The 22,405-nt window shown below is 74.6% G+C and carries 19 protein-coding genes; 6 read left to right on the top strand and 13 right to left on the bottom strand.

What is annotated here, in order from left to right:
• Nucleotides 1-30: 30 nt before the first annotated feature.
• The gene (locus ACGF5G_RS02915; RefSeq protein ID WP_393258431.1) at nucleotides 31-969 is read right to left on the bottom strand and encodes a DNA primase; all 939 of its coding nucleotides are present in this window, start codon (nucleotides 967-969) and stop codon (nucleotides 31-33) included.
• A 117-nt stretch (nucleotides 970-1,086) separates the two neighbouring features.
• Between ACGF5G_RS02915 and ACGF5G_RS02920 the strand changes: the two genes are divergently transcribed.
• Nucleotides 1,087-1,428, top strand: coding sequence for a helix-turn-helix transcriptional regulator (locus ACGF5G_RS02920; protein ID WP_350703543.1), 342 nt, complete (start codon nucleotides 1,087-1,089; stop codon nucleotides 1,426-1,428).
• 74 nt (nucleotides 1,429-1,502) lie between these two features.
• Here ACGF5G_RS02920 and ACGF5G_RS02925 read toward each other — a convergent pair whose 3' ends face one another.
• The 10 genes from ACGF5G_RS02925 to deoC form a co-directional block, all read right to left on the bottom strand.
• The gene (locus ACGF5G_RS02925) at nucleotides 1,503-2,171 is read right to left on the bottom strand and encodes a permease prefix domain 1-containing protein (protein WP_393258433.1); all 669 of its coding nucleotides are present in this window, start codon (nucleotides 2,169-2,171) and stop codon (nucleotides 1,503-1,505) included.
• Nucleotides 2,172-2,262: 91 nt separating this feature from the next.
• Nucleotides 2,263-4,044 (bottom strand): thiol reductant ABC exporter subunit CydC, encoded by a 1,782-nt coding sequence (gene cydC, locus ACGF5G_RS02930; RefSeq protein ID WP_393258435.1) that lies wholly within the window; start codon nucleotides 4,042-4,044, stop codon nucleotides 2,263-2,265.
• Nucleotides 4,041-5,720 (bottom strand): thiol reductant ABC exporter subunit CydD, encoded by a 1,680-nt coding sequence (cydD, locus tag ACGF5G_RS02935; RefSeq protein WP_393258437.1) that lies wholly within the window; start codon nucleotides 5,718-5,720, stop codon nucleotides 4,041-4,043. Before cydD ends, cydC begins: the two co-directional genes overlap by 4 nt.
• Complete coding sequence (cydB, locus tag ACGF5G_RS02940; protein ID WP_393258439.1) at nucleotides 5,717-6,724, bottom strand: cytochrome d ubiquinol oxidase subunit II; 1,008 nt, start codon at nucleotides 6,722-6,724, stop codon at nucleotides 5,717-5,719. The genes cydD and cydB overlap by 4 nt, the downstream gene beginning before the upstream one ends.
• Before the next feature lie 9 nt (nucleotides 6,725-6,733).
• Nucleotides 6,734-7,984: a cytochrome ubiquinol oxidase subunit I gene (locus tag ACGF5G_RS02945; protein WP_393258441.1), complete on the bottom strand. Its 1,251-nt coding sequence runs from the start codon at nucleotides 7,982-7,984 to the stop codon at nucleotides 6,734-6,736.
• Nucleotides 7,985-8,119: 135 nt separating this feature from the next.
• The gene (locus ACGF5G_RS02950) at nucleotides 8,120-9,022 is read right to left on the bottom strand and encodes a M56 family metallopeptidase (RefSeq protein ID WP_393258445.1); all 903 of its coding nucleotides are present in this window, start codon (nucleotides 9,020-9,022) and stop codon (nucleotides 8,120-8,122) included.
• Between the two features lie 10 nt (nucleotides 9,023-9,032).
• A complete protein-coding gene (locus ACGF5G_RS02955) occupies nucleotides 9,033-9,497 on the bottom strand; it encodes a BlaI/MecI/CopY family transcriptional regulator (protein ID WP_393258448.1) in 465 nt (154 codons plus the stop codon).
• Nucleotides 9,498-9,731: 234 nt separating this feature from the next.
• Entirely contained in the window at nucleotides 9,732-10,556 is an 825-nt protein-coding gene (locus tag ACGF5G_RS02960; RefSeq protein ID WP_393258450.1) for an aldehyde dehydrogenase family protein, read from the bottom strand.
• The gene (locus tag ACGF5G_RS02965) at nucleotides 10,549-11,979 is read right to left on the bottom strand and encodes an aldehyde dehydrogenase family protein (protein WP_393258452.1); all 1,431 of its coding nucleotides are present in this window, start codon (nucleotides 11,977-11,979) and stop codon (nucleotides 10,549-10,551) included. The genes ACGF5G_RS02960 and ACGF5G_RS02965 overlap by 8 nt, the downstream gene beginning before the upstream one ends.
• A gap of 6 nt (nucleotides 11,980-11,985) precedes the next feature.
• Complete coding sequence (gene deoC / locus ACGF5G_RS02970) at nucleotides 11,986-12,945, bottom strand: deoxyribose-phosphate aldolase (protein ID WP_393258454.1); 960 nt, start codon at nucleotides 12,943-12,945, stop codon at nucleotides 11,986-11,988.
• Nucleotides 12,946-13,079: 134 nt separating this feature from the next.
• Here deoC and upp point away from each other — a divergent pair, with 134 nt between their 5' ends.
• From upp to ACGF5G_RS02990, 4 genes are all read left to right on the top strand, one after another.
• On the top strand, nucleotides 13,080-13,712 hold the full coding sequence (gene upp, locus ACGF5G_RS02975) for a uracil phosphoribosyltransferase (protein WP_393258457.1): 633 nt from the start codon (nucleotides 13,080-13,082) through the stop codon (nucleotides 13,710-13,712).
• Nucleotides 13,713-13,893: 181 nt separating this feature from the next.
• Nucleotides 13,894-14,424, top strand: a complete 531-nt coding sequence (locus ACGF5G_RS02980; protein ID WP_393258460.1) for an RNA polymerase sigma factor — start codon at nucleotides 13,894-13,896, stop codon at nucleotides 14,422-14,424.
• 13 nt (nucleotides 14,425-14,437) lie between these two features.
• Nucleotides 14,438-15,487 (top strand): CU044_5270 family protein, encoded by a 1,050-nt coding sequence (locus ACGF5G_RS02985; protein WP_393258462.1) that lies wholly within the window; start codon nucleotides 14,438-14,440, stop codon nucleotides 15,485-15,487.
• A gap of 138 nt (nucleotides 15,488-15,625) precedes the next feature.
• Nucleotides 15,626-16,303 carry a GPP34 family phosphoprotein gene (locus ACGF5G_RS02990; RefSeq protein WP_393258465.1) on the top strand — a complete coding sequence of 226 codons (678 nt, stop codon included), beginning with the start codon at nucleotides 15,626-15,628 and terminating at the stop codon, nucleotides 16,301-16,303.
• 177 nt (nucleotides 16,304-16,480) lie between these two features.
• Here the strand turns inward: ACGF5G_RS02990 and ACGF5G_RS02995 are convergent, their stop codons facing one another.
• Complete coding sequence (locus ACGF5G_RS02995; protein WP_393258467.1) at nucleotides 16,481-18,205, bottom strand: phospho-sugar mutase; 1,725 nt, start codon at nucleotides 18,203-18,205, stop codon at nucleotides 16,481-16,483.
• A 47-nt stretch (nucleotides 18,206-18,252) separates the two neighbouring features.
• Nucleotides 18,253-20,448 (bottom strand): protein kinase, encoded by a 2,196-nt coding sequence (locus ACGF5G_RS03000; protein ID WP_393258469.1) that lies wholly within the window; start codon nucleotides 20,446-20,448, stop codon nucleotides 18,253-18,255.
• Nucleotides 20,449-20,654: 206 nt separating this feature from the next.
• On the opposite strand from ACGF5G_RS03000, the gene ACGF5G_RS03005 reads away from it, so the two are divergent.
• Nucleotides 20,655-22,238: a methylmalonyl-CoA mutase gene (locus tag ACGF5G_RS03005; RefSeq protein ID WP_393258471.1), complete on the top strand. Its 1,584-nt coding sequence runs from the start codon at nucleotides 20,655-20,657 to the stop codon at nucleotides 22,236-22,238.
• Nucleotides 22,239-22,405 lie beyond the last annotated feature (167 nt).

The raw sequence follows: 22,405 nt of genomic DNA on the forward strand, positions 1-22,405 counted from the left end.
CTGCCAGAGACTGATGCTCCCCGTAAAGGGTCAGTCGCGCCAGTCCACGACCGCAGAGATCTTGCCGACAATGGTGCGCCAACCCAGACTTGCGGTTTGTGCCCCGATTTTCTTCAGCCGCCGACGGCCGAAGAACCCACCGACGCCGCCGTCGACCGTGGCGCGCAGCGCCTCGTCCAGGTCGTCCAGGCTGGAGCCGGCGGAGAGCATGTCCAGCACCGCGGGCAGGCGCAGCGCGTACGCCAGGTCACGGGCCACCTCGCCGGCCTCGATGAGCAGCGTCGGGTCCCAGGTGTCGTGCCCGCCGCGGAGGTTCTCCACCACCAGGTCGAGCTCGTAGATGTCCTCGTCCAGCGGCGCGATGTCGGCCGGCTCCACCCGTTCGGACAGCTCGCTCCAACTGTCCAGTTGGGACAGGTCGTTGGGCGCGCCGGAACGGATGAAACTGACCAGCGACTCGGGCGTCTTGAACAGCAGCAGCTTGCCGCGATGGCTGAGGAAGACCGGGACCTCCTCGTCGCCCGTCTCGTCCTCGGCCTCGGCGGACGCCTCGGCGTCCTCGTCGTCGGCCTTGCCTCGGCGGGCCTTGCCGTCCTCCTCGTCGCTCTCGGCGAACTCCTGGGCGACCTCCTCGTCGAGGATGACGACCGTCTCGTCGTCCTCGTGCTCCTCGACGACCTGGCGGCGGGCGAGGAACGGGTCGTCCTGGTCGCGCTCGGCGACGTCGGTGGGGGTCAGCTCCCGAGCCGGCCGGTACGCCCGGAGCGTGTAGCCGGTGCCGGCGGGCAGCGCGATCTCCACCGGGTCGATCCGCAGCTCGTCCCAGAGGGCGCGGGCGGCCTCGGCCGAGACGGTTGCGGTGTCGGACTCGGCCGTGTCGTCCACGTCGTCGAGCTCGGGCTCGTCGGCGTCGGGCCGTTGGGGCGACTGGCGGGCCACGCTGACCTCCGTGTGCTTCGGGTTGCCCACCCGCCGGCGTGCGCCGCCGACGAGTGACTCTGGGCACATACCCTAGTGGGCGACTCCGGGTGACCGTGGCCGCACCCCGGTGGCGGAGCGGCCCGCCAACAAGTAGCCTCTCTACGTATGAAGGCCCAGGCGCTGCACGGACACCTCGACGCGCTGCTGCTCGCCGTGCTGGAGCAGGGCTCGATGCACGGCTACGCGATCATCGAGGCGCTGCGGAACCGCAGCGACGGCCAGCTCGACCTGCCCACCGGCACCATCTACCCGGCGCTGCGCCGTCTGGAGCGGGCCGGCCACGTCGCCAGCACCTGGAGCACCGTCAACGGGCGCGAGCGGCGGACCTACCAGCTCACCGACGCGGGGCGGCGGGCGCTGGCCGGGGAGCGGTCCGGGTGGCGCGAGTTCAGCAGCACCGTCGGTCGGTTCCTCGACACCGACGCCCCACCCACCGCGCCCGCCTGACGACGCCCGGCCCGGCCCGCCGACGGCCGGCACCGCGATCGCGGGTAGCTCGGCGGGGCGGTCGGCCCGCGGGGTCAGCGGGTGGCGAGCAGCCAGGTGCGGGCGGCCCGGCCGAGCCACACGTAGCCGGCGGCGGCCGCCACGGCCCCGACGAGCATCGGCGGCCAGGTGAGCGCGCCCTCCCACAGCCCGATCGACCACGCGAAGAGGGCCGCGCCGGCCAGCACGCCGAGGGCGAGGACCCCGGTCAGCGCCGCGCCCACCGCCCGGCCGACCGCGCCGTTGCCGCGCAACGCCCACCGGCCGGCCCCGGCCAGCAGCAGCCCGACCGCCGCCAGCACGAACGCGGCGACCCAGATCCAGTTCACCGAGGCCGACAGGATCTGGTAGCCGGCCGGTGGGCGGGGCCCGTCGCTCCAGCTCGCCCCCCGCCAGGTGAGGTCGCCGGCGACGAACGCGACCGCGGCCAGCCCGAGCACCCGCAGCGACAGCCCGCGCAGCGCGCCCACCGCCAGCTCCGCCTGGTAGGCCGGGGCCAGCAGCGCCGCGGAGCCGAACTCGGCCACCGCCCGGCGCTGGGCCTCCGCCGCCGGCAGCCCGTCCTCCCGGTACGCGTCGACGGCGTCCAGCAGGCCGTGCCGCGCCTCGGTCAGCAGGTCGGACTTCAACCGGCGTGGCCCGCGCAGGCACCCGTCCAGCTCCCGCAGCCGCTCCTCCACCATGGTCGCGTCGTCGCACCGCATGGCACCACCCTGTCACGGATGGCCGCCGGGCGGCCTCCGGGGCAACCCTGGCCCGACCCGGAGGTGGGGGCCGGGGAGGAACGGGTCGGGCTCAGGGGCGCAGCGCCAGGTACCCGCGTTCGGCGGCCTCCTGGAGCAGCCACTGGTCCCGGTACCAGCCGGGGGCCGCGACGAGGTCGGCGTGCCGGCCGCGCTGGGCCACCCGGCCGGCGTCCAGCACCACGATCTCGTCGAGGTCGGCCAGCCCGCTGAGCCGGTGGCTGATCAGCAGCACGGAGTGCCCGGCCGGGGTGGCCGCCAGCGTGGAGGCGAGCACCGCGTCGGCGGCGGCGGGGTCGAGCCCCTCGGTCGGCTCGTCGAGCACCAGCACGCCCGGCGCGGCGAGCAGCGCCCGGGCCAGCGCGAGCCGCTGCCGCTGGCCGCCGGAGAGCTGACCGCCCTCCTCGCCGACCACGGTGTCCCAGCCGTCCGGCTGCGCGCGGACCCAGTCCAGCAGCCCGGCCGCCGCGGTCGCCGCCGCCAGCTCATCCTCGTCGGCGTCGGGCCGCCCGAGCAGCAGATTCTCCCGCACGGTGGCGTGGAAGACGTACGCCTCGGCGAGCAGCCCGCCGACCGCGCGGGGCAGCTCCCCGGCCCGGTACGTCGACAGGTCCCGCCCGTCCAGGGTGACCCGCCCGCGTTCGGGGCGTACGGAGCCGGTGAGGACGGCGGCGAGGGTGCTCTTGCCGGCGCCGCTCGGCCCGACCACGGCCACCCGGCGGCCGGGCGGCAGCTCCAGGTCGAGCCCGTCCAGGGCGGGCGCGGCGCCCTCCCGGTAGCGCACGGTCAGCTCCTCGAACCGCACGTCGTACGGCCCGGGGCCGACCGGCGCCCCGCCGGACGCGGGAACCTCGTCCGCCTTCTCCAACAGGGCGGCCACCCGGGTCAGGCCGGTGCGGAGCTGGGTCCACTGCCGGGCGGCCCCGACCAGCGCCAGCGCGATCTCGACGGCGGCGAGCGTGCCGACCGCCAGTACGCCGACCAGCACCCCGTCCACGTCCGCCGCCAGGGCGGCGAGCACCACCGCGCCGGCGGTCAGCCCGGCCACCAGCACCCCGGCCGCGTCGACGGCGAACCCGGTGGCGGCGAGCCGCCGCTCCAGCCGGGCCAGGCGCCGCGCGCGTTCCCCGGCCGCGCCCAGCGCGTGCCCGGTGGCGCCGAACGCGGCCAGGTCGGCGGCGCCGTGGGTGAGGTCGACCGCGTCGGTGGCGAGCGCGCCGCGCAGCGGCGCCAGTTCGGCGGCGGCGCGCCGGGTCAGCGCGGTGGCCAGGGCGGGCAGCGCGACCCCGGCGACCAGCAGCCCGACGGCGAGCGCCCCGGCGGCGGCCGGCGAGACCAGCGCCGCCCCGCCGACCGCGACCAGGCTGACCAGGGCCGCCGCCGAGGCCGGCACCAGCACCCGCAGCAGCAGGTCCTGAACCGCCTCCACGTCCGAGACGAGCCGGCTCAGGGCGTCGCCCGAGCGCTGCCGGGGCGTCGGCCGGGCGGCGAGGCTGGCGAACACCCGAGCGCGGACGTCGGTGATCAGCCGCAGCACGGCGTCGTGCCCGGCGAGCCGCTCGGTGTAGCGGAGCACCCCCCGGCCGACCGCCAGCGCCCGGACCGCGACGATCGCCACGGTGAGGCGGTCCAGCGGGGGCCGGCCGGCGGCGCTCATCAGCAGCCAGGTCGCGGTGGCCATCAGGGCGAGGCCGGCGAACTCGGTGGCGGCGGCGAGCAGCCCCGCGCCGAGCAGCCGGTTCAGGTACGGCCGGGCCAGTCGCAGCACGGTCCGCTCGGGGGAGCGGGCGCGGGTCTCGGCGGAGTCGCCGGTCGGCGTCGGCTCGTCGGTCATCGGGTCGCCTCCCCGGCCGCCGCCGGGGTCAGCTCCGTGACCCGGCCGTCTTCGATCCGCAGGATCCGGTCCGCGTCGGCGAGCAGCGCCGGCCGGTGCGCCACCAGCAGGGCCGTCCGCCCGGCCACCAGCCGACGGGTGGCGTCGAGGACGACGGCCTCGCTCGCGGTGTCCAGCCGGGCGGTCGGCTCGTCGAGCAGCACCACCGGGGCGTCCCGCAGGAACGCGCGGGCCAGCGCGACCCGCTGCCGCTGCCCGCTGGACAGGCCGTGGCCGCGCTCGCCGAGCACGGTGGCGAGCCCGTCGGGCAGGCCGGCGACCACGTCGTCCAGGGCGGCGTCGCGGACGGCGGTGGCGAGGGCCGCGTCCGGGGTGTCGGGGGCGCCGAGCCGGATGTTGTCGGCCAGCGAGGCGGCGAAGAGGTGGGCCCGCTGCGGCACCCAGGCGACCTGGCGGCGCCAGGCGTCCGGGTCCGTGCCGGCCAGGTCCATCCCGCCGACGGTGACCCGGCCGGCGGTCGGGGCCACGAAGCCGAGCAACAGGCCGAGCAGCGTGCTCTTGCCGGCGCCGCTCGGGCCGACGACCGCGACGCGTTCGCCCGGCCGGATGGTGAGCGTGACGTCGCGCAGCGCGGTGGTCCGCTCGTACGCGACGGTCACCGACTCGAACCGGATCTCGCCCCGGCCGTCCGGCGTCGCCGCGCCCCCGCCGGGTGCGACCGGCGCGGGGGCGGCGGCCGAGAGGGTCAGTGCCTCGTCCAGCGCGGTCAGGCCCTCCATGCTGGCGTGGAACCGGCTGCCGGCCGCCCGCAGCGGCAGGTACGCCTCCGGCGTGAGCAGCAGCACCAGCAGCGCGGTCTGGAGGGTCAGGCCGCCACCGAGCAGCCGTACGCCCACCGGCACGGCGACCAGTGCCACCGAGAGGGTGGCGACCAGTTCCAGCACCAGGGCGGAGAGGAACGCGATCCGCAGCGTCTTCATGGTCGCCACCCGGTGCCCGTCGGCCATCCGGCGGACGGCGTCGGTCTGGGCCCGGGCCCGGCCGAACGCGCGCAGCGTGGGCAGCCCGGCGACCATGTCGAGGAAGTGCCCGCCGAGCAGGGAGAGCCGCCGCCACTGCCGCTCGGTGGCGGCCTGCGCCTGCCAGCCGAGCAGCGCGCCGAAGATCGGGATCAGCGGCAGGGTGGCCGCGATGATCAGCGCCGAACTCCAGTCGGCGACGAAGACCCGCGCCAGCACGGCGACCGGCACGGTGACGCTCAGCACGAGCTGCGGCAGGTAGCCGGTGAAGTAGGCGTCCAGCGCGTCCAGCCCGCGCCCGGCCAGCGTGGCGAGCTGCCCGGCGCGCTGGCCGGCGACCCAGCCGGGGCCCTGCCGCCCGACCGCCCCCAGCAGTTCCTCGCGCAGTGCCGCCTTGACCGTCGCCGCGACCCGCGCCGACACCATGCCCTGCGCCCAGACCAGCAGCGAGCGGGCGGCCACCGCGGCGACGAAGCCGGCCAGGGCGGGCCGGTCCAGCCGCCCGTCGAACCCGGTCGCCAGCAGCGCGGCCAGCGCGGTGGCCTGCGCGACGACCAGCCCCGCGGCCAGCACGCCGAGCAGCGCGAGCACGGCAAGGTCGCGCCGGGCCGCGGGGACCCGGCGCAGCAGACGCGGGTCGAACGGGCGGCGGTTCACCAGTACACCGGTGCCCTGCCGTCGGTCCGTCCCCGGAAAACCCACCAGCACATCGCCTGAAAGCCTAGTAGGGCCGGCAGGAGCGGCACCGTCAGCCAGCCCAGCAGCCGCAGCGTGGGCGCGCTCGCGGCCGCGTCGGCCACCGTCAGGGACGCGCCGGGGTCGACCGTGGAGACCAGCGCGTAGGGCCAGAGGGTCGCGCCGACCAGCGCCACGGGCAACGCCAGGGCCGCCCCGGTGGCGGCGAAGGCGAGCCCGGGCCGCCGCCGGCCGAGCGCCACCCGGGCCGCCAGCACCGCCGCCACCAGCAGCAACGGCAGCAGTACGCCCACCGCGGGCTGCCGCGCGGCGGCGCGTACGTCGGCGGAGAGCAGGCCGAGCGCGGTGGCCGCGCCGACGGCGACGAGCGCCACCGGGACGAGCCGGCGGGCCAGCCGCCCGACCGGCGCGGCCTCGGCGGCCGGCAGCCGGAGGGTGAGGAAGGTCGCACCGTGCAGGGCGACCAGCGCGACGACGGCGAGGCCGGTGGCGGCCACGAACGGGGTGAACAGGTGGGTCACGCCGGCGACGTGCCCGTCGGCGTGCAGCGGCACGCCCTGGAGCAGCCCGGCCAGCAGGGCGCCCCAGCCGAGCGCGGCGAGCAGGCTGCCGACGACCACGATCCGGTCCCAGCCGGCGCGGGCCCGTGGGCCGGCCGGGCGGCTGCGCAGTTGCACGCCGACGGTAACCAGGATCACCCCGACCAGCGCGCCCACCACGGCCGGGTAGAAGCCGGAGAGCAGTTCCCCTTCCAGCACGGGGAACGCGCCGAACAGGATGCCGACGGCGGCCACCAGCCAGACCTCGTTGCCGAGGAAGAACGGGCCGACGGCGTTCAGGGCGGCGCGGCGGCGGGTGGGGTCGGCGCCCCGGGCGAGCAGCAGGCCCACGCCGTAGTCGTAGCCGCCGAGCACCAGATAGGTGGCGAAGAAGAGGCCGAGCAGGGCGTACCAGGCGAGTTCCACGTCGTCTCCTCAGGCGAAGGCGGGCTCGGGGCGGGGGTCGGCGGGCGGCTGCTGCGGCGGGCGGCCCAGGGCGGGGTCGTGCGCGCCCCGGGCGGCGTGCCGGGCCAGCAGGACCCAGTTGGTGACGGCGAGCGTGCCGAGCAGCAGGCTGAATCCGATCAGCGAGGCGAGCATCAGCCACGGGTCGACCGGCGACACCGCCCGGTCCACCGGCAGCAGCCCGTACGCGACCCAGGGCTGGCGGCCGACCTCGCGGGCGATCCAGCCGAGGATCACCGCGCCGAACGGCAGCGGCAGGGCGAGCAGGATGATCCAGAGCGGGAAGCGCAGCCGCACGGCCCAGTCCCGCCAGAGCAGGGGGAGCAGCAGCCAGAGCAGGCCGAGACCGAAGCCGATCAGGATCATGAAGCCGAGGCCGACGCTGGCCAGCACGGGCGGGGTGTAGTCGCCGGGGCCGAACCGCGCGGTCCAGTCGGCGACCAGCGCGTCCGCCGCGGGGCTTCCGCCGAACTTGGTGGGCTGCACCTGCCCGACCGGGCCGAACTGGGCGAAGCCGAAGCCCTGCACCATGGTGATCGACAGCGCCGCGGTGACCAGGCCGATCCGCAGCGAGGTGCGGAACAGCGCGTAGTCCGGGGTGCGCCGGATCAGGTGCCAGGCGCTGACCGCGGCCATCAGCATCCCGCCGACCAGCAGCGCGGCGAAGACCACGTGGCCGAAGGCCATGCCGAGGCTGGGGTTGGTCAGCAGCGCGGTGAAGTCGGTGAGGTGGGCGACGCCGTCGCGCACCTCGTAGCCGACCGGGTTCTGGAGCCAGGAGTTGGCCACCATGATCCAGAATGCCGAGGCGTACGCGGTGAGCGCGACGCCCCAGAGCAGGGCGAGGTGGACGCCCTTGCGCAGCCGGTGCCAGCCGAAGATCCACATGCCGAGGAACGTCGACTCCAGGAAGAACGCGACCAGCGTCTCGATGGCCAGCGGCGCCCCGAAGACGTTGCCGACGTAGCGCGACAGGCCGCTCCAGTTCAGCCCGAACTGGAACTCCATCACGATGCCGGTGGCGATACCGAGCACGTAGTTGATCACGTAGAGCTGGCCCCAGAAGCGGGTCAGCCGCTCGTAGACCGGCTTGCCGGTCAGCACGGCGGTGGTCTGCAACCCCACGAGCAGGGTGACCAGGCCGAGGGTGACCACCACGAACAGGAAGTGGATCGAGGTGGTCGTGGCGAACTGCAGGCGGGCGAGGAGCAGGGTGTCCATGGCCGGCTCTCCGTACTGTCGGCTCACTTGTCGTAGTGAGCCTACACGTAGATTCCCTACGTATCATTACTACGTGTCGTAGTAGAACTGGGTGCGGCGAGGCGTAGTGGTTTGGGGGCGCATCCGACGCGCCGGTCAGCTGAGGAAGAGCGAGATCGGCAGGACGGCCAGCGTGGTCGCCACCGACAGGGCGACGGCGCCGAGCACCCGGGGCGGCCGGTCGGCGACCAGCAGGCGCTGCACCCGGACGTCCAGGTCACGGTCGCCGAGACCGAGGGCGCCGGCCGGAGTGATCCGACTTCCGGCTGCGGCGAACCGGCGCAGCGCGCGGCCCAGCGCCTCGGGGTGCGCCTCCCGGGCCTTGTCGTCGGCGCGCATCTCGACCAGCAGCGCGACCCGCTCGTGGATCCCGCGCACCCAGCCGAACCAGGGCAGCGCCCGGCAGAGCGCGGTGAACGGGAGCAGCACCAGATCGTGCCGTTCCTGGGCGTGGGCCCGCTCGTGGCTGAGCACCGCCGCCAGCTCGGCGCGGTCCAGCAGGCTGAGCGTCCCGGCGCTGACCACCACCTGCGGCTTCACCCCCGGCAGGCAGTACGCCGCCGCGCTCGGGTGGTCGAGCACGAGCGCGCCGGGTGCCGCCGGATCGTTCCGGGCCACCAGGGCGAGCAGGTCCCGGTGCCGGCGCTGGGCGCGCACCGTGTGGAGCAGGGTGCGTACGGTCGCGGTCAGCAGCACGGCGCCGATGCCGAAGCCGAAGGCGACCAGGCTCAGCTGGACGGGCCCGAGCCCGGGCGGCAGGGTGCCGTGCGCCAGATCGCCGGCCAGGGCCAGCAACGCGCTCCCGGTCGGCCGCTCGTACGGAGCCAGACCCACCGCGATCGGCAGGCCCACCTCGGAGAGGCCGAGCGCCAGCCCGATCGCCTGCCAGCAGAGGATCGCGACCCGGGGGCTGCGCCACGGCCAGGTGGAGCGGGCCAGCACCTGCGCGGTCAGCAGGCAGGCCAGCATCGACGCGGCGAAGTGCAGAGCGTACGCCACGGCCGTCGCCCTACCGGTCCGTGACCTCGTCGGCGACGGGCGGGCGGACGACCCGGTCGGTCGGCGCCTCGACCCGGTCGGTCAGCTCACCCGGAGCAGCCGGCATGCCGCCGGCGGCCTCGGCGGCCAGCGCGGCGCGCAGCACCTCGGCCTCGGTGCCGGTCACCGAGTGGGCGAAGCGCACCAGCGCGGCGTCCCGGCTGCCGCCGAGGTCGAGGGCGTCGAGCATGAGCTGGGCGATGTGCGCCTCGCGGCTGGCGGCGGCCCGGTAGCGCCAGGCCCGCCCCTCCCGCTCACGCTGCACCATGCCCTTGCCGGCCAGCCGGTCCAGCACGGTCATCACCGTGGTGTACGCCAGCTCGCGGCCGTCCAGCGCGTCGGCCACCTCGCGCACGGTGATCCCGTCCGACGTGGCGGGGACCGAGTCCCACAGCACGTCCATCACCGCACGTTCGAGATCACCAAGCCGAGTCACGCCGCAATCCTACCCCTGGTAGTAGACCCGTCTCAGGCCAGCACACCCGAGCCGCCCCTCCCCGGGGCAGCACACCTGAGCCCGACCCTCCCCGGGCGGTACACCTGAGTCCGACCCCCTTCCGCGGACCTGGCCGAAGAGGGTTTCGGGGGGAGCCCGCCCGCGGAGGGATCAAGCCTGACCGCCCGGAGCGGGTGGGCTCCCCCCGAAACCCCACGCGGGCAGACCGCGACCTCACACCCCCTTGGGGTGCCAGACCGTCTTCGTCTCCAGGAGGCTGGTCATCCGGGTGATGCCCGGGTCGGCGAACCAGTCGTGGTCGGCCGGGGCCGGCCGGAGCACCCGCTTCAGGTTCTCCGCCGCCTTGACCTCCAGCTCCGCCGCCAGCTCGGCGTCGGTCACCCCGGTCAGGTCGATCGCGTTGACGTCCATGTGGCTCGCCAGCGTCGGCACGGTCTCCGACAGGCGGCCGGTCAGGATGTTGACCACCCCGCCCGGCAGATCGGAGGTGGCCAGCACCTCGGCCAGGGTCACCGCGGCCAGTGGCGCCGCCGGCGAGGCCGCCACCACGACGGTGTTGCCGGTGACGATCGCCGGGGCGATCACGCTGACCAGGCCGAGCAGCGCCGGCTGCTCCGGGGCGGCCACCGCCACCACGCCGGTGGGCTCCGGCGAGGAGAGGTTGAAGTACGGCCCGGCGACCGGGTTGGCGCCGCCGTACACCTGGGGGAGCTTGTCGGACCAGCCCGCGTACCAGACCCAGCGGTCGACCGCCGCGTCCACCTCGTCGCCGGGCACGCCGAGGGCGACGAACTGCTCGCGCCGGCCCTCCAGCATCTCGGCCACCCGGTAGAGGATCTGACCCCGGTTGTACGCGGTCGCCCCGGCCCAGCCCTTCACGGCGGCGCGGGCGGCGACGACGGCGTCCCGCGCGTCCTTGCGGGAGGCCAGGGAGACATTCGAGTCCTGCACGAGATACGACCGTCCCGACTCGCTGCGCGGGAACTTCCCGCCGATGAAGAGCTTGTACGTCTTGCGTACCGCGACCCGCTCAGACATTGAGGTAGCCCTCCAGCCCGTGCCGGCCGCCCTCGCGACCGTAGCCCGACTCCTTGTAGCCCCCGAACGGCGAGGTGGGGTCGAACTTGTTGAACGTGTTGGCCCAGACCACGCCGGCGCGCAGCCGGTCGGCCATCCACAGGATCCGGGAGCCCTTGTCGGTCCAGATCCCGGCCGACAGCCCGTACGGCGTGTTGTTGGCCTTCTCGACGGCCTCGGCCGGGGTGCGGAACGTCAGCACGGACAGCACCGGGCCGAAGATCTCCTCCCGGGCGATCCGGTGCGCCTGGGTGACCCCGGTGAAGATCGTCGGCGCGAACCAGAAGCCGCGCTCGGGCAGCTCGCACGGCGGCGACCAGCGCTCGGCGCCCTCGGCGGACCCGGCCTCGGACAGCTCCCGGATCCGCGCGAGCTGGGCGGCGGAGTTGATCGCGCCGATGTCGGTGTTCTTGTCCAGCGGGTCGCCGACGCGGAGCTGGGCCATCCGCCGCTTCAGCGACTCCAGCACCCGGTCGGCGACCGACTCCTGGACCAGCAGTCGGGAGCCGGCGCAGCAGACGTGCCCCTGGTTGAAGAAGATGCCGTTGACGATCCCCTCGACCGCCTGGTCGACCGGGGCGTCGTCGAAGACGATGTTGGCCGCCTTGCCGCCCAGTTCCAGGGTGAGCTTCTTGCGGGTGCCGGCCACCGCGCGGGCGATGGCCCGGCCCACCTCCGTCGAGCCGGTGAAGGCGACCTTGTCCACGCCCGGGTGCTCGACCAGGGCTCGGCCGGTGTCGCCGGCGCCCGTGACGATGTTGACCACGCCGGCGGGCAGGTCGGCCTGCTGGCAGATCTCGGCGAAGAGCAGGGCGGTCAGCGGGGTGGTCTCGGCCGGCTTCAGCACGACCGTGTTGCCGGCGGCGAGGGCCGGGGCGATCTTCCAGGCCAGCATCAGCAGCGGGAAGTTCCACGGGATGACCTGCGCGGCCACGCCGAGCGGCTGCGGGTTCGCGCCGAAGCCGGCGTACGGGAGCTTGTCGGCCCAGCCGGCGTAGTAGAAGAAGTGCGCGGCGACCAGGGGCAGGTCGACGTCGCGGGACTCCTTGATCGGCTTGCCGTTGTCCAGCGACTCCAGCACCGCCAGCTCGCGGGAGCGCTCCTGAATGATCCGGGCGATCCGGAACAGGTACTTGGCCCGGTCCCGGCCCGGCATCGGACCCCAGACCTTCTCGTACGCCTGCCGGGCGGCGCGGACGGCACGGTCCACGTCCTGCGCGCCGGCCTCGGCGACCTCGGCGAGCACCTCCTCCGAGGCCGGGTTGATCGACTTGAAGCTGCCGCCGTCGGTCGGGTCGACGAACGTCCCGTCGACGAAGAGCCCGTACGAGGGCTTGATGTCCACCACCGAGCGGGACTCGGGGGCGGGTGCGTATTCGAACATCGGCTCTCAGTCCAGGGTGAAGTAGTCGGGACCGGAGTAGGTGCCGGTCGTCAGCTTGGTGCGCTGCATGAGCAGGTCGTTGAGCAGGCTGGAGGCGCCGAACCGGAACCAGTCCGGGTCCAGCCAGTCCGCGCCGACGGTCTCGTTGACCATCACCAGGTACTTGATCGCGTCCTTGGTGGTCTTGATGCCGCCGGCCGGCTTCACGCCGACCTGCCGGCCGGTGGCGGCGCGGAAGTCGCGGACCGCCTCCAGCATCACCAGGGTCACCGGCGGGGTGGCGGCCACCGGGACCTTGCCGGTGGAGGTCTTGATGAAGTCGCCGCCGGCCAGCATCGCCAGCCAGGAGGCGCGGCGCACGTTGTCGTACGTGGCCAGCTCGCCGGTCTCCAGGATCACCTTGAGGTGGGCGTCCCGGCAGGCCTCCTTGGTGGCCACGATCTCGTCGTAGACCTCCTTGTAGCGGCCGGCCAGGAACGCGCCCCGGTTGATCACCATGTCGATCTCGTCGGCGCCGGCCGCGACGGCGGCCCGGGTGTCGGCGAGCTTGACCTCCAGCGGCGCCTGACCCGACGGGAAGGCGGTCGCCACGCTGGCCAGGTGCACCCCACTGCCGCGCAGCACCTCGGCGACGTGCGGGACCATCGAGGGATAGACGCAGACCGCGCCGACGTGCGGGCAGGACGGGTCGGCCGGATCGGGGCGCAGCGCCTTGGCCGCGAGGGCCCGCACCTTGCCGGGGGTGTCCGCCCCTTCCAGGGTGGTCAGGTCGACCATCCGGATCGCCAGGTCGATGGCCTGCGCCTTGGCGGTGGTCTTGATGGAGCGGGTGCCGAGCTGTGCCGCTCGCTGCTCCGCGCCGACCTGGTCCACGCCGGGCAGGCCGTGCAGGAAGGTCCGCAGAGCGGTCTCGGATCGTCCCAGCTCGGAGAGTTCCGACCGGGCCGACGTCGCTGTCGCCGTCATGCTCCGAAGTCTACGCATCCGACCGATGCGTGATCTTGGTCACGGTGCCGTCGGTCGATCCGGGTGGTGAGCGACGTCGCTGCTCCGCCCGCACCCGCAGTGCGGACGCGGGCGGACCGGTAGGTTGAGCGATCGTGGACGTACACGTCATTGACCATCCGCTCGCCCAGTCGCGGCTGACCGCCATGCGGGACGCGCGCACCGACTCCTCCTCGTTCCGGGCGGCGCTGCACGAACTCACCACCATGCTGGTGTACGAGGCCGCGCGCTCCTTCCCGATCGAGAAGTACCCGGTGCAGACCCCCGTCACCGGCACCGAGGGCACCCGGCTGGCCAATCCGCCGCTGCTGGTGCCGGTGCTGCGGGCCGGCCTGGGGATGGCCGACGCCGCGCTCGGCCTGCTGCCGGAGTCGTCGATGGGCTTCGTCGGCCTGGCCCGCGACGAGGAGACGTACGAGCCGCGCGCCTACATGGAGTCGCTGCCCCGGGACCTGAGCGGCCTGCCGGTGCTGGTGCTCGACCCGATGCTCGCCACCGGCGGCTCGCTGGAGCACTGCTGCCGGCTGCTGGCCGACCGGGGCTGCACCGACATCACGGTGCTCTGCGTGCTCGCCGCGCCCGTCGGCATCGAGCGGCTGGAGCGCACCGGCCTGCCGCTGCGCCTGGTCACCGCCTCGATCGACGAGGGCCTCAACGACCGGATGTTCATCGTGCCGGGTCTCGGCGACGCCGGCGACCGCCAGTTCGGCGGCATGCCCCGCTTCTAGGCGGAGCCCCACGCCACGCCACCCGCCCCGGCGCCGTCGGGGCGGGTGCCCCCGGCCGACAGGCCGTCCCGCCCCGGCCGGTGACTTTCTACCCCGGCCGCCGGTAACGATCCACCCCGCCCGCGACACATACGTGGTGTCCCTGTCAGGAACTGCGGTCGGGAGATCGATAGTGAAACCCGTGGGTGAGCGGGGCGAGGACTGGTTCACCGGCCTCTACGCCACGCACTACCCGGACATCGTCAGGTACGGCCTGCGCCGGCTTCCCGATGCCGACGCGGCAGCCGAACTCGCCCAGGACGTGTTCGTCGTCGTCTGGCGGCGGCGCGGCGAGGTGCCCGAACGCGCCCTCCCGTGGCTCTACGCCGTCGCGCGCCACGTCGTGGCGAACCGGTGGCGTTCCCGGCGCGACGGTCCGAGCCTGCTCCCGCTCGCCGAGGCCGACCACGTACCGGCACGAATCGTCGAGCCCGACGCCGTGGCGCCGGTGCTCGACCTGCACCGGGCGCTGCGCACGCTGTCCGAAGCCGACCAGGAGATCCTCCGGCTTGTCGGCTGGGAGGACCTGAGCGTCGCGGATGCCGCCGTCGTCCTGGGCTGCACCCGCTCCGCCGCCGCCGTGCGGCTCTACCGGGCCCGGCGCCGACTGCGCTCCGCCCTGGCCACCTCCACTCCCGCCCGCGCCGCCCGGCCGGCGTCCGCCCACGTCTGAGAGGAGCAGCAGCATGCACACCAAGCAGCAGGTCCGGGAGCTTCTTCACCCGGCCGACCCGGCGCGTGACGCCGTCGTGCCCCCGTCACCCCTCACCGCCCACGACCTGATCCTCCGCGCGGAGGACGCGACCGCGACCCCGGCCGGGCCGGTGCGGCGGGCCGCACCGCGGCGCACCGTGCTGGTCGGCGCAGCCGCCGCGGTGGCCGCGCTCGGCTCCGCCGGGTTGGCGCAGGCGCTGCGGGACGGGCCGGTGCCCGCCCTACCGACGTCGCCGCAGCCGGTCGACGGGGTCGTGCTCCAACCGGTGTCCTACGAGGTCACCGCCACCGAACCGGCCGGGCGGCACCTGCGGGCGCTCGCCGCGCGCATCGTGGACGCACCACACGAAGGCGCCGCCGGCCCCTACTCCTACCACCACACCAAGTCCTGGGGCAGCCCGACCGTGTTTTCGCCCGAGGGCCACAGGATGAGCTACGTGCAGGAACGTCGTGAATGGGTGGCGGACGACGGCCGCCGCTGGCAGGACACCAAGTCCCTGGGCGTCGAGTTCCCCGACGCGGCGTCCCGGGAATACTGGTCCACGCGGCCACAGTCGCCCAGTGCCAACCCCTCGGCCACCAGGCGGCCGCCAGGGATCGCCGAGATTCCGCCCGACCCGGTGGCCCGGCGGCTGCCGGCCGACCGGGCGGAACTCGCGCGCTGGCTCCGGATCGACCAGTCGGCGGGCGACGTGGCCATGCGCACGTACCACCTCTACAGCAGCTACCTGGTGCCGCGGCGGACCCGGGCCGACCTCCTCACCATCCTGGCCGAGAATCCCGGATTCGTGTGGCGCGGCCGGGTCGTCGACCGGGCGGGCCGCCAAGGCGTGGCCGTCACCGCCGACCTCGTCCCGCCGGCGGGCCAGGGATTGATTGTGGAGCGCGCGCAGATGTTGCTGGTCTTCGACCCGTCGACCGGCGAACTGCTCGCCCACGAGTACCTGGAGACGGCCCCGAAGCGCCGCGTGCTGCACTACGCGCTCCTGCTGAAGGCCCGTCGCACCGACACGGTGAACTGACCGTCCGGCCCGCCGGGGCGGTCGGGGCGCGCCCCGACCGCCCCGGCCTGCGGCGACGGCGAGGCGTACGGGAGCGGCGGCGCGCCATCGACGTCGAGTGGGTGCGCGGAATGCGCGCACCCGCTAGCGTCTCCGGCCATGACTGGTGTTGCTCTCGCCGAAGAGCTGCTTCTCCTCGCGTACGACGACGAGACCGGCAAGGCGACCATGCCGCGGATCAGCCTCGACCTGGGGATGGCCGCCGCGGTACTGATCGAACTGGCCCTGGCCGGGCGGATCGTCTACTCCGAGGGGGCCCTGGCGGTGGCCGACCCGACGCCCACCGGCGAGCCGCTCGTCGACGGGGTCCTCGCCCGCATTGCCGCCGACACCCCGCACAGCCCGTCGTCCTGGGTGCAGCGGCTGCGGCACGGCCTGCGCGACAAGATCCTCGACGCCCTGTGCACCCAGGGCGTGGTGCGTGACGTCGACGAGACCGAGCTGGGCTTCATCCACGTGCACCGCTACCCGACGGTGGATCCCGCCGTGGAGGCGGACACCCGGCGCCGGCTCGCCGAGGCGCTGGCCGACGGGCAGCTCCCCGACGAGCGGACGGCCGCCCTGGCCACCCTGGTCGCGGTGCTGCGGATGGAGCCGGCCCTGGGTCTGACCGGCGACGCGGCCCGGGACGCCCGCCGCCGCCTGGAGGAGATCGCCGGCGGCGCCGGCTTCTCCGGCAACGTCAGCCTCGACGACTCGGTCGTCCGCCCCTCGGTGGGCCTGGTCGTGGCCGCCCTGGGCAGCGCGGTGGACGCCGCCCTCGGCCCGCGCCGCTGACCCGACGCGCACGCCAGCGATCCGGCGCTGCCCCGCGCCGCTGACGCCACGCGCACGCCCCGAACCGACACCCACCCCCGGCCCTTTGCTCTGCTCCAACCCACGCGACACGGCGTTTCCGTTGCGTCGGGTGAAGCAGAGCAAAGGGCGCAGGGGGGCGGGTGCCCGGAAGCCCGGTCAGAGACCGAGAGCGGCCGCGATCTCCGCGCGCAGGGCCGCGACGGCCTCCGCGGCCCGGGCGCGGGCCGCGGCGACGTCGCCGTCCGCCACCGGCTCCACCACCTCCAGGTACGCCTTCAGCTTCGGCTCGGTGCCGGACGGCCGGATCACCACCCGCGCGGCCCCGGTGCGCAGGATCACCACGTCCGCCTCGGGGAGCAGGTCCTGCGCCTCCGTGACCGGGTGGCCGAGCAGCGCGGCCGGTGTCGCGGCGCGGATCCGGGCCATGGCGTCGGCGATCACCCGCAGGTCGTCCACCCGCACCGAGAGCTGGTCGGTGTGGTGCACGCCGAACTCGGCGGCCAGCTCGTCCAGCCGGTCGGTCAGGGAGCGCCCCTGCGTCTTCAGCCCGGCGGCCAGCTCGGCCACCGTCAGCGCGGCGGTGATGCCGTCCTTGTCGCGGACGTGCTCCGGGGCGACGCAGTAGCCGAGCGCCTCCTCGTAGCCGTAGACCAGCGGCTCGGCCCCGCCGCCGGCCCGCACGATCCACTTGAACCCGGTCAGCGTCTCGTCGTAGGGCAGGCCCCGGGCGGCGCACATGGCCCGCAGCAGGGAAGACGACACGATCGTGGTGGCGTACAGGCCGGTGACGCCGCGCCGCATCAGGTGGTCGGCCAGCAGCACGCCCACCTCGTCACCGCGCAACATCCGCCAGCCGGGCCGGTCGGCGTCCGGCGCCGGGGGACCGGCGACCTCCCCGCGGGCGCTCGCCGCCGGGCCGGTGTCCCGGACGACCACCGCGCAGCGGTCCGCGTCCGGGTCGTTGGCGATGGCGATGTCCGCGCCGGTCGACTCGGCGAGGGCGACCAGCCGGTCCACCGCCCCCGGCTCCTCCGGGTTGGGGAAGGAGACGGTCGGGAACGCCGGGTCCGGCTCCGCCTGCTCGGGTACCACCCCGGGCACCGGGAAGCCGGCCCGGGCGAAGGCCGCGGTGAGCACCGCTGCCCCCACCCCGTGCAGCGGCGTGTACGCCACGGCCAGGTCGCGCGGCCCGTCCGGGTCGATCACTCCGGTGGCCCGCTCCACGTAGGAGGCCACCAGGTCGTCGCCGAGCACCTGCCCGGCCGGGCCGAGTGGCACCTCGGCCAGCGGGCCGATCGACCGGATCGCGGCCTCGATGCCGGCGTCGGCCGGCGGCACGATCTGCGCGCCCGCCCCGAGCGCCCCGCCCAGCTCCGCGCCGAGGTAGACCTTGTAGCCGTTGTCCTGCGGCGGGTTGTGGCTGGCGGTCACCATCACCCCGGCGACCGCCCCGAGGTGCCGCACCGCGTACGCGAGCACCGGGGTGGGCAGCGGGCGGGGGAGCAGCAGCGCCGGGCGTCCCGCGCCGGTGGCGACCTGGGCCGTCCGCTCGGCGAACTGCCGGGAGCCGTGCCGCGCGTCGTACCCGATCACCAGCGGGCCGGTGCCGCCCTGGGCCGCGAGCCAGGCGACCAGCCCGGCGGCGGCCTGGGTGACCACCGCGAGGTTCATCCCGTTCGGACCGGCGCGCAGCGGGCCGCGCAGCCCGGCGGTGCCGAAGGTCAACGGGCCGGCGAACCGGTCGGCCAGCTCCGGGGCGCTCGCCGGCAGGCGGTCGAGCACCGCCCGCAGCTCGTCCCGGCTGGCCGGGTCGGGGTCGTCGTCGAGCCAGCGCCGTGCTTGCTCGCGAATGTCGTCGATGTCAGTGGTTTCCGCCGGCATGCCTCTTGATAGCACGCCGGCGGATCACCGCTTCTCTTCCCCTGCGCTCAGCCGGCGTCGGTGAGCTGGAACGTCTTCACCATCTCGTCGAAGATCGGCTTGCTCTCGGCGAACTTGGCGTCGGTGGAGGTGAGGTAGAACGAGTACGCCTTGCCGTCGTGGACCACGCCGCGCCACACGCCGTGCCGCTTGGTCTCGCCCTCGCCGCAGGTGTACTCGAACTCGGCCGCCTGCTTGCCGACCCACTCCATCTCGTTCATGGCGAGCTGGGCGTACGGCTTGACGCAGGACTTGGAGCGGGTCTTCAGGCCGTCCTCGGCGACCTCGGCCCAGCGGATCGAGGTGGTGCGGAAGTCCTCCACGAGGATCCGCACCTTGCGGCCCTCGTCCTGCGGGTCGACGTAGTCGACCCAGTTGCCGGCGCTCTTGCGCTCCCAGCCCTGCGGCACCATGACCCGCACGCCCTTGCCGGAGTGCTCCTTCATCTCGGGCGCGCCGGCCGGGGCCGCCGAGGTCGGGGCGGCCTGCGGGATGGTCGGCGCGTCGTCGCCGCCGGTGAACAGGACGACCACCCCGATCAGCAGCACCACGGCCAGGCCGCCGGCGGCGGCGAGCTGCACCTTGCGGGGCCAGCCCTTGACGGTGCCGACGACCTGGTTGCCGATCGCGCCCACCCGACCGCCGAGCCCGCCGCCGGCGGCGGCCGGCGCGGTGGCGGGGGTCGCCCAGGGCTGCCCGGTGCCCGGCACCGACCACTGGCCGCCGCCGTACGTGCCGCCGAGGTGCTGGGTGGCCTCCGGCTGGCCGCCGAAGACGGGGGCGCCCGCGCCCATCCGCTGGGTGGCGTCCGGCTGCCCGAAGGCGGGCGCGCCCCCGCCCACCCGCTGGGTGGCGTCCGGCTGCCCGAAGGCGGGCGCGCCGGCCCCCATCCGCTGGGTGGCGTCCGGCTGGCCGCCGAACCCGACGAGGCCGGCCGCGTTGGTGCGCAGCTGCTGGGTGGCGTCGGAGCCGGCGACCTGCGGCGTGGCCTCGGGGCCGCCGTAGGGGCGGCCGGCCGGCGCGGGGGCGCCCGGGGCCGGCATCGCGCCGGTGGGGGTGTGCAGCGGCCCGGCCAGCGCGTCGGCGCTGGTGTCCTCCATCGCGGCGGGGCTGGCGGGGAGGGCGGCCTGCGCGGGGCGCTCGCCCCGGCGCAGCGCGGCCAGCCGGTCGGTGAGCGACTCGCCGGGGTTGAGCATCGCCCGCCCGCCGATCTGCCCGGTCGGCTTCGGCTGCTCGGGCTGGGCGGCCGGCGGGGCGGGCAGCGGCCGCTGCTGCACCGGCACGACCGAGTACGGGTCGGTCATCGAGTTCACCGCGGCGGCGTTGCTGGTCAGCGGGCCGGCGAGCAGCTCGCGCAGCATCGCCCGGGCGGTGTGCACGTCGAGGCGGCGGGCCGGGTCCTTCTCCAGCAGGCCCATCAGCACCCGGGTCAGCGGCCCGCTGCGCTGCGGCGGGGCGGGCGGGTCCTCGACCACCGCGTGCATGGTCTCGATCGGGTCGCCCTTGTCGAACGGGGGCCGCCCCTCCACCGCCGTGTAGAGCGTGACGCCCAGCGAGAACAGGTCGCTCGGCGGCCCGAACTCCTGGCCCATCGCCCGCTCCGGGGAGATGAAGTGCGGCGAGCCGAGCACCATCCCGGGGGTGGTGAGCTGCACGTCGGTGGGCATCCGGGCCACGCCGAAGTCGGTCAGCACGCAGCGGCCGTCGGCGCAGATCAGCACGTTGGCCGGCTTGACGTCGCGGTGCAGCACGCCGATCGCGTGCGCCACCTCCAGCGCGCCGAGCAGCGCTATGCCGATCTTGGCGACCACCCGCTGCGCGACCGGCCCGTCCTCGATCACCATGTCGGCGAGGCTGCGGGCGTCCAGCAGCTCCATCACGATCCAGGGCCGGCCGCCCTCGGTGACCACGTCGTAGACCTGCACGACGGCCGGGTGCTGGATCGCGGCCGCCGCGCGGGCCTCGCGCAGGGTGCGCTCGTACATGGCGTCGCGATCGCTGGGGGCCAGACCCGGGGGCAGGACGACCTCCTTGACGGCGACGTCCCGCCGCAGGAGCGTGTCTGTGGCACGCCAGACCGTGCCCATGCCGCCGTTGCCCACCGCGGAACGCAGCGAGTAACGACCACCGATGGTCGTGCCGGGGGTCGCGCGTCCGTTGGGGGGACTGACTGGTCCGCCGCTCCACGTCGGGATCTGAGTCACAGAAAAGCCACCGGGGGAAATCGAGGGGGGCTGGGACACAACCCCCCTATCTTGCTGGTTCCGACGCCCGATGCGAAACCCGACGCGACGGACGTTTACCGAACTGGACCATACGTGCCCTGACGTTCACCTCTCGTCGATGTCCACGGGTCGGGTGTGCGCTATCCCTCACCCGCCGTCGCCGTCGCGCGTCCTACCATCCGCTAATGAGCGAACGGCGGTCAAGCGAGTCCGGTTTCCCGATCAAGGGCGTCTACACGGCCGCCGACCTTCCGGAGGACCTGGACTCCCGGCTGGGCGGCCCGGGCGAGTTCCCGTACACGCGGGGCGTCTACCCCACCATGTACACCTCCCGTCCCTGGACGATGCGCCAGTACGCCGGCTTCGGCACCGCCACCGAGTCCAACGCGCGGTACCACCAGTTGTTGCGGGCCGGCACGATGGGCCTCTCGGTCGCCTTCGACCTGCCGACGCAGATGGGCTACGACTCCGACGACCCGATCGCGCACGGCGAGGTGGGCAAGGTCGGGGTGGCCATCGACTCGATCGAGGACATGCGGCTGCTCTTCGACGGCATCCCGCTGGACAAGGTCTCCACCTCGATGACCATCAACGCGCCCGGCTCGGTGCTGCTCCTGCTCTACCAGCTCGTGGCCGAGGAGAACGGCGTCCCCGGCACGGCGCTGAACGGCACGATCCAGAACGACATCCTCAAGGAGTACATCGCCCGGGGGACGTACATCTTCCCGCCGAAGCCGTCGCTGCGGCTGGTCGCCGACACCTTCGGCTACTGCCGCAAGGAGGTGCCGAAGTGGAACACCATTTCCATCTCCGGCTACCACATGGCCGAGGCCGGCGCGACGCCCGCGCAGGAGATCGCGTTCACCCTGGCCAACGGCGTCGAGTACGTCCGGGCCGCGCTCGCGGCGGGGCTGGCCGTGGACGACTTCGCGCCCCGGTTGTCGTTCTTCTTCGTCGCCCGTACGACGCTGCTGGAGGAGGTGGCGAAGTTCCGGGCCGCCCGGCGGATCTGGGCCCGGCTGATGCGCGACGACTTCGGCGCCAAGGACCCGAAGTCGATGATGCTGCGCTTCCACACCCAGACGGCGGGCGTGCAGCTCACCGCCCAGCAGCCCGAGGTGAACCTGGTCCGGGTGGCGGTGCAGGGGCTCGGCGCGGTGCTCGGCGGCACGCAGTCGCTGCACACCAACAGCTTCGACGAGGCCATCGCGCTGCCCACCGAGAAGGCGGCCCGGCTGGCGCTGCGCACCCAGCAGGTGCTGGCGTACGAGACCGACCTGACCGCCACCGTCGACCCGTTCGCCGGCTCGTACGTGGTGGAGGCGATGACCGCCGAGATCGAGGTGGCGGCGACCGAGCTGATGGACCGGGTCTTCGACCACGGTTCGGCGGTCGACGCCATCGAGGCGGGCTTCCAGAAGCGGGAGATCGAGCAGTCCGCGTACCGGATCGCGCAGGAGATCGACTCCGGCGAGCGGGTGGTGGTGGGCCTCAACCGGTTCGCCATCGAGGAGGAGGAGCCGTACGAGCCGCTGCGGGTCGACCCGGCGATCGAGGCGGCGCAGGCCGAGCGGCTGGCCCGGCTGCGCGCCGAGCGGGACGCGGGCGCGGTCGAGCGGGCGCTGGCGGAGTTGCGCGCCGCCGCCGAGGGCACGGAGAACGTGCTCTACCCGATGAAGGAGGCGCTGCGGGCCCGCGCCACCGTCGGCGAGGTCTGCGGCACCCTGCGCCAGGTATGGGGGCTGCACCGCCCGGCCGACCGCTTCTGACCGCCCCGACCTGACCGGCCCGTCGGCCGTTCCGGTGGACCCCGCAGGCCGGTCGGTCGGGACGTTTGCGCAGGTCGCGCCGCATGCCGGGCGAGCGCTACAGTCGGAGTCAGTTCCCGTCGCCGATCGGCGACGCAGACCGCGGGAGCGGGCCCGGCGACGCCGCC

The organism is Micromonospora sp. NPDC047730 (assembly GCF_043204765.1).
GTDB lineage: Bacteria > Actinomycetota > Actinomycetes > Mycobacteriales > Micromonosporaceae > Micromonospora.

Coding starts and splice junctions, on each gene's coding strand:
- ACGF5G_RS02945 (WP_393258441.1), bottom strand. CDS start 7,984: ATGGACACCCTGCTCCTCGCCCGCCTGCAGTTCGCCACGACCACCTCG.
- cydC (WP_393258435.1), bottom strand. CDS start 4,044: ATGACCGACGAGCCGACGCCGACCGGCGACTCCGCCGAGACCCGCGCC.
- ACGF5G_RS02920 (WP_350703543.1), top strand. CDS start 1,087: ATGAAGGCCCAGGCGCTGCACGGACACCTCGACGCGCTGCTGCTCGCC.
- deoC (WP_393258454.1), bottom strand. CDS start 12,945: ATGACGGCGACAGCGACGTCGGCCCGGTCGGAACTCTCCGAGCTGGGA.
- ACGF5G_RS02925 (WP_393258433.1), bottom strand. CDS start 2,171: ATGCGGTGCGACGACGCGACCATGGTGGAGGAGCGGCTGCGGGAGCTG.
- ACGF5G_RS03005 (WP_393258471.1), top strand. CDS start 20,655: ATGAGCGAACGGCGGTCAAGCGAGTCCGGTTTCCCGATCAAGGGCGTC.
- ACGF5G_RS02990 (WP_393258465.1), top strand. CDS start 15,626: ATGACTGGTGTTGCTCTCGCCGAAGAGCTGCTTCTCCTCGCGTACGAC.
- ACGF5G_RS02960 (WP_393258450.1), bottom strand. CDS start 10,556: ATGTCTGAGCGGGTCGCGGTACGCAAGACGTACAAGCTCTTCATCGGC.
- ACGF5G_RS02995 (WP_393258467.1), bottom strand. CDS start 18,205: ATGCCGGCGGAAACCACTGACATCGACGACATTCGCGAGCAAGCACGG.
- ACGF5G_RS02985 (WP_393258462.1), top strand. CDS start 14,438: ATGCACACCAAGCAGCAGGTCCGGGAGCTTCTTCACCCGGCCGACCCG.
- ACGF5G_RS02965 (WP_393258452.1), bottom strand. CDS start 11,979: ATGTTCGAATACGCACCCGCCCCCGAGTCCCGCTCGGTGGTGGACATC.